Source organism: Rhodopseudomonas sp. (assembly GCF_036404135.1).
GTDB lineage: Bacteria > Pseudomonadota > Alphaproteobacteria > Rhizobiales > Xanthobacteraceae > Rhodopseudomonas_A.
In genome coordinates, this window is the sequence record NZ_DASWPE010000174.1 from 1 (window position 1) to 6515 (window position 6515).

Here is a 6515-nt window from a genome sequence, read left to right on the forward strand (position 1 = left end):
AGCGCCTGATCAGCGCTGGTAAGCCCAAAATGGTCGCCCTGATCGCCGTCGCCCGAAAGCTCCTCACCACCCTCAACGCAATCCTGCGGGACAATCAGCCATGGCAAAACGCTTGACAACCAAGACAGTCGCTGAGGCGCCTCCCCGCAGCGCGCTTGCGCTGCCGGGAGGCCTCGAAGGATGACGCGACAAGGACGGCGTCCGCGGCCCATCCTTCGAGGCCCTCACTGCGCTCGGGCGCCTCAGGATGACGCGGAATGTGTTGAGGGGCGGTTTGCTTGCAACCGAAGCCAGGCGGCATCAGCGGATCCGTGAGCGCTGCGGAACTGCCTTACCCCTTCGCCGCCGTGCCGATCCGCGCCACCATGGCGCGGGCGATCTCGTCCTCGCCCATGATCACCACGTCGGCGCCGTTGTGGGTGAGATGCGCGACCTCCTCCTCGGAATGCGCGCGGGCGATGATCTTGAGCTTGGCGTTCAGCGCGCGCGCCTTGGCGACGATCTGGCCGCCCTCGAAGCCGTCCGGGATCGCCACCAACAAGCCGCGGGCATGGCCGATATCGGCGGCCTGCAGCAGGTCGGACGCCGCGGCGTTGCCGCGCAATGCGGTGAAGCCCTGCTGCTGCAACCGTGCCACCTCGTCCGGATCGTCCTCGATGATGGTGACGCCGCCGCCGGCGCCGCGCAACGCCGCGCTGACCGCACCGCCGACCCGGCCGTGGCCGACCAGCACGACATGGCCGCCCTGCTGCGGCTCGGCCTCCGGCGGCGCGGGGGATTTGCCGGAATCCGCATCGGAGACCAAGCGGTCGAGCAGCGCGAAGAACAACGGGTTCAGCATGATCGAGATGATGGCGCCGGCCAGCACCAGGTCGCGGCCACGCTCCGGCAATAGGCCGAGCGCGACGCCGAGGCCGACCAGGATGAAGGAAAACTCGCCGATCTGCGCCAGCGACGCCGAGATCGTCAGCGCGGTCCTGGTCGGGTGCCCGAAGGCGAGGACGATCGCGAACGCCGCCAGCGACTTTCCGAACATGATGATCAGCACCGTGGCGAACAGCGGCAGCGGATCGCGGACGATGATGGAGGGATCGACCAGCATGCCGACCGAGACGAAGAATAGCACCGCGAAGGCGTCGCGCAGCGGCAGGGTTTCGTTGGCGGCGCGCTGGCTGAGCTCGGATTCCGACAGGATCATGCCGGCGAAGAATGCGCCGAGCGCAAACGACACGTCGAACAGCATGGCGGCGCCGAACGCCACGCCGAGCGAGATCGCGAACACCGCCAATCGAAACAGTTCGCGCGAGCCGGTATGCGCCACGTAATGCAACAGCCAGGGGATCACCCTGCGGCCGACGATCAGCATGAACGCCACGAAGGCGGCGACCTTGCCGAGCGTGATCGCCACCGGCAGCGCCACCGCGGCGAGGCTGGCGCCGTGGCCGGCGTCGCCCTTCAACAGCCCGGCCAGCGCCGGCAGCAGCACCAAGGTCAGCACCATCGCCAGATCCTCGACGATCAGCCAGCCGATCGCGATCCGGCCGCGCTCGCTGTCGACCAGCCTGCGGTCCTGCAACGCCCGCAGCAGCACCACGGTGCTGGCCACCGACAGCGCCAGCCCGAACACCAGGCCGCCGCCGACCGGCCAGCCCAGCAGCCAGCCGAGCCCGGTGCCCAACAGCGTCGCCACCGCGATCTGCACCACCGCGCCGGGGATCGCGATGGCTTTCACCGACAACAGATCCTTCAGCGAGAAATGCAGCCCGACGCCGAACATCAACAGAATGATGCCGATCTCGGCGAGTTCGCTGGCGATATTCTGGTTGGCGACATAGCCCGGCGTGAACGGCCCGATCAGCACGCCGGCGGCGAGATAGCCGACCAACGGCGAGATGCGGACGCGATGCGCCGCAAGCCCGAGAATGAACGCCAGCACGAGGCCGACCACGATCGTCGATATCAGCGGGGTGTTATGCGCCATGGCGCCGTTGTGCGGGATATCGCAGCCCGTGGCCACCCTGCGGGGGGCTACCGATAGCCGCAGCGCCGCGGCCGGATTTGATGGAACAATCTGCGCAGCACCGGCCGCTAATCACATCCGCGACACGAGGCGCGATTTATCGCCGCAGGCGCCGCCGATTTGATCCAGTCGCTCGCGGGAATCACCTCGACATGGTTGATAGGCCGCATGGCGGCCGCAACTGATCTCGGGGTTTATCGCGAAGCTTTGGTGTTTCTGGGCACCGCGGGGGTTGTGATCCCGCTGATGGCGCGGCTGCGCATCAGCCCGGTGCTCGGTTTTCTGGTCGCCGGCTTGGTGCTCGGCCCACACAGCCTCGGCCGGCTCGACGAAACCTGGTCCTGGCTCGGCCTGATCGCGATCACCTCGCAGAGCGCGGTCGACCGCCTTGCCGAACTCGGCGTCGCGTTTCTGCTGTTCAGCATCGGATTGCAACTGTCGTTCGACCGGCTGTGGACGATGCGCCGGCTGGTGTTCGGCTTCGGCATGCTGCAGGTGGTGCTGACCACCGCGGCGATCGGCGCGGTCACTTTGGCGTTCGGCAACACGCTCGATGCCAGCCTGGTGATCGGCGCCTGCTTGGCGCTGTCCTCGACCGCAATCGTGCTGCAATTGCTGGCCGAGCAGCGGCGGCTGGCGACGGTGGCCGGCCGCTCGATCTTCGCCGTGCTGCTGGCGCAGGATCTGGCGGTGGTCCCGATCCTGTTCCTGATCGTGGTGTTCGGCGCCGCGGTCGCCGAGGGCGGCGGCGGAACCGTCACCGCGTCGTCGGTGTCCGCCGGGCTTGGCCTGGCGCTGTTGCAGGCCGCCGGCGCGATCGTGGTGATCGTCGGCGTCGGCCGGCTGCTGCTGCGGCCGTTGTTCCGGCTGGTGGCGCGCACCCACAGCCGCGAATTGTTCATGGCGACGATCCTGTTCATCGTGGTCGGCACCTCGCTGCTGACGCATTTCGCCGGGCTGTCGATGGCGCTTGGCGCCTTCCTGGCCGGGCTGTTGCTGTCGGAAACCGAGTTCCGCCGTCAGGTCGAAGTCGACATCGAGCCGTTCAAGGGCATGCTGCTGGGGCTGTTCTTCATCTCGGTCGGGATGCGGATCGACCTTGCCGAAGTGTCGCGCACGCCGTTGCTGCTGGCCGCCTCGGTGGCCGGCATGGCGCTGCTGAAGGCGGTGGTGATCGCGCTGTTGGCGCGCTGGTTCAGACTGTCCTGGCCGGTGGCGCTGGAAGCCGGGCTGCTGCTCGCCGGCGGCGGCGAATTCGCTTTCCTGGTGCTCGGCATGGCCGGTTCCAGCGGGCTGTTGCAGCCCGCGGTCGAGCAATTCATGCTGCTGGTGGCGTCCGGCACCATGATGCTGACGCCGTTTCTGGCGCGGCTCGGCCGCCACGCCGGGGTGCAGGCGCGCCGCGCCGCGGCGATCACCGACGGCTTCGACGATCCCGGCCCGATCGAGCCCGGCCGCACCATCGTGATCGGTCACGGCCGGGTCGGCCGCATCATCTGCGACATTCTCAGCAAGCAGGGCAAGCCGTTCATCGCCATCGAGCGCGATCCCGACGTGGTGGCCAAGGGCCGCGACATGGGCCGCAACTTGGTCTATGGCGACGCCACCTCGCGCGCCTTCCTGCGCAAATGCGGCCTCGCCGAAGCGCCGGCGGTGGTGGTGACGATGCACGATCCGGCGGCGGCGGAGAATTCGGTGGCGGCGGTGCGCGCCGACCGCGCCGATATCCCGGTGATCGTGCGGGCGCGCGACGGCGCGCATGCGGTGCGGCTGTTCCAGCTCGGCGCCAGCGATGTGGTGCGCGAAGTGCTGGAAGCCTCTTTCGAGATCGCCTCGACGGTGCTGCAGACGCTCGGCCTGCCGATGGGCAAGGTGATCGCGATCATCCACGACGAGCGCGACCTGCGCAAGAAGCCGCTGCGCGAAGGCCGCGCCACGGATTAGTCCGCTGCGGCGCAGAGAGCCTGACCGAAGAAGCGATCAATGAAATCAGGCATTCAACGCGTCATTGCGAGGAGCTCTTGCGACGAAGCAATCCAGGGCCAGGCAATGCGGCCCCTGGATTGCTTCGCTTTTCGGCCGGCGCTGCGCACCGCCCTCGGCTCGCAATGACAAAAACCCCTGATTTGCTGGCTGCTTTCTCGGTCAGGCTCGGAGGGCGCGTGTCCCGGACGGCAAGCAGCGCTACGCGCTGCGAGGCGAGTCGGGACCGTTTCACGCACGGCTTGGACAGGACAGCACTCGTAACGGTCCCGGTTCTGCGGAGCAGCGCTACGCGCTGCACCGCGCCCGGGGCACGGGCGGTCGGGTTGTTAGTTCAGCCGCCGATCGCGGCGGCGATGGCGTCGAGCGCGGCCTGCGCCTTGGAACCGTCCGGTCCGCCGGCCTGCGCCATGTCCGGCTTGCCGCCGCCGCCCTTGCCGCCCAGCACTTCCGAGGCCTTGCGCACCAGATCGATCGCCGAGAACCGCGGCACCAGATCCGGCGTCACGCCGACCACGATCGAGCCCTTGCCGTCGGCGCTGGTGGCGACCAGCGCGATCACCCCGGAGCCGAGCTGCTTCTTGCCTTGATCGACCAGGCTCTTGAGATCCTTGATCTCGATGCCCTCGACCGCGCGCGCCAACAGCTTGACGCCGCCGACCTCGCGGACCCCGGCCTCGCCATTGGCGGCCGCGGCGCCGGCGCCGCCGCCCATCGCCAGCTTCTTGCGGGCTTCGGCCAATTCGCGCTCGAGCTTCTTGCGCTCCTCCATCAAGGCCGCGACCCGCGCCGGCATGTCGTCGACCGACGTGCGCAGCTCGGCGGCGGTGGCTTTCGCGGTGTCAATCGCCGCATTGGCGCTCTGCCGCGCGTAGCGGCCGGTCAAGGCCTCGATCCGGCGCACCCCGGAGGCCACCGCGCTTTCGCCGGTGATCGAGATCAGCCCGATGTCGCCGGTGCGCCGCACATGGGTGCCGCCGCACAATTCGACCGACCAGCCGAGCGCGTTGCTGCCGTGCTGGCGGGCGCCCTTGCCCATGGTCACGACGCGGACCTCGTCGCCGTATTTCTCGCCGAACAGCGCGCGGGCGCCGGCCTCGCGGGCGTCGTCGACCGCCATCAGCCGCGTGGTGACTTCGTCATTCTCCAGCACCACCTCATTGGCGATGTCTTCGACGCGGCGCAATTCCTCGGCGCTGATCGGCTTCTGATGCACGAAATCGAAGCGCAGGCGATCCTCGGCCACCAGCGAGCCCTTCTGCGCGATGTGATCGCCGAGCACCTGGCGCAGCGCCTCGTGCAACAGATGAGTCGCGGAGTGATTGGCACGGATCGAGGAGCGCCGGGCGTGATCGACCTCGAGCAATAGCGCGGTGTCCGGCGTCAGCGTGCCCTGTTCGACCGTGCCGAGATGCACGAACAGATCGTGCGCCTTCTTCTGGGTCTCGGTGACGCGGAAGCGCACGCCCTCGCCGGTCATCACCCCGGTATCGCCGACCTGGCCGCCGGATTCGGCGTAGAACGGCGTCTGGTTGAGCACGATCGCGCCATGATCGCCGGCCTTGAGCTGATCGACCTGCTGACCATCCTTGACCAGCGCCGCAACTACGCCCTCGGCACTCTCGGTCTCGTAGCCGAGGAACTCGGTGGCGCCGAGCTGTTCGCGCAACGAGAACCACACGGTTTCGGTGGCGGTGTCGCCCGACCCCGCCCACGAGGCCCGCGCTTTCGCGCGCTGGCGGTCCATCGCGTCGGTGAACGAGGCGATGTCGACGCTGATGCCGCGGTTGCGCAGCGCGTCCTGGGTGAGATCGAGCGGAAAACCATAGGTGTCGTACAGCGTGAACGCGGTCTCGCCGTCGAACATGTCGCCTTTTTTCAGGTTGTGGCTTTTCTCGTCGAGGATGATCAGGCCGCGATCCAGCGTCTTGCGGAACCGGGTTTCTTCCAGCCGCAGCGTCTCCTCGATCATCGGCTCGGCGCGCACCAGTTCGGGATAGGCCTGGCCCATCTCGCGCACCAAGGCCCATACCAGCCGCCACATCAACGGTTCGGTGGCGCCGAGCAACTGGCCGTGGCGCATCGCGCGGCGCATGATCCTTCGCAGCACATAACCGCGGCCTTCGTTCGACGGCAGCACGCCGTCGGCGATCAGGAACGAGGCGGCGCGCAAATGATCGGCGATCACCCGCAGCGAGGCCTTGTGCTCGCCCTTCGGATCGGCGCCGGTCAATTCGGCGATGGCGCGGATCAGCGCCGTGAACAGGTCGATGTCGTAATTGTCGTGCTTGCCCTGCAACACCGCGGCGATCCGCTCCAGCCCCATGCCGGTATCGATCGACGGCTTCGGCAGCGGATTGCGCTGCCCCGGCGCGATCTGGTCGAACTGCATGAACACCAGATTCCAGATCTCGATGAAGCGGTCGCCGTCTTCCTCCGGCGACCCCGGCGGGCCGCCCGCAATGTGCTCGCCATGGTCATAGAAGATTTCCGAACACGGCCCGCACGGGCC

At 68.0% G+C, this 6515-nt stretch carries 3 protein-coding genes and 1 pseudogene; 2 read left to right on the plus strand and 2 right to left on the minus strand.

All coding sequences use genetic code 11. The annotated features are described in order from the left end of the window. Window positions 1-116 (plus strand): annotated as a pseudogene (locus VGC77_RS20200) (IS110 family transposase); the annotation flags it as partial. Window positions 117-331: 215 nt separating this feature from the next. Here the strand turns inward: VGC77_RS20200 and ybaL are convergent. Then, entirely contained in the window at window positions 332-1981 is a 1650-nt protein-coding gene (gene ybaL / locus VGC77_RS20205; RefSeq protein ID WP_331173353.1) for a YbaL family putative K(+) efflux transporter, read from the minus strand. 207 nt (window positions 1982-2188) lie between these two features. On the opposite strand from ybaL, the gene VGC77_RS20210 reads away from it, so the two are divergent. Then, the gene (locus VGC77_RS20210) at window positions 2189-3964 is read left to right on the plus strand and encodes a cation:proton antiporter (protein WP_331173354.1); all 1776 of its coding nucleotides are present in this window, start codon (window positions 2189-2191) and stop codon (window positions 3962-3964) included. 373 nt (window positions 3965-4337) lie between these two features. On the opposite strand, the gene alaS is transcribed toward VGC77_RS20210, so the two are convergent. Further along, a partial coding sequence (alaS, locus tag VGC77_RS20215; RefSeq protein ID WP_331173355.1) for an alanine--tRNA ligase occupies window positions 4338-6515 on the minus strand: 2178 nt, incomplete at its 5' end.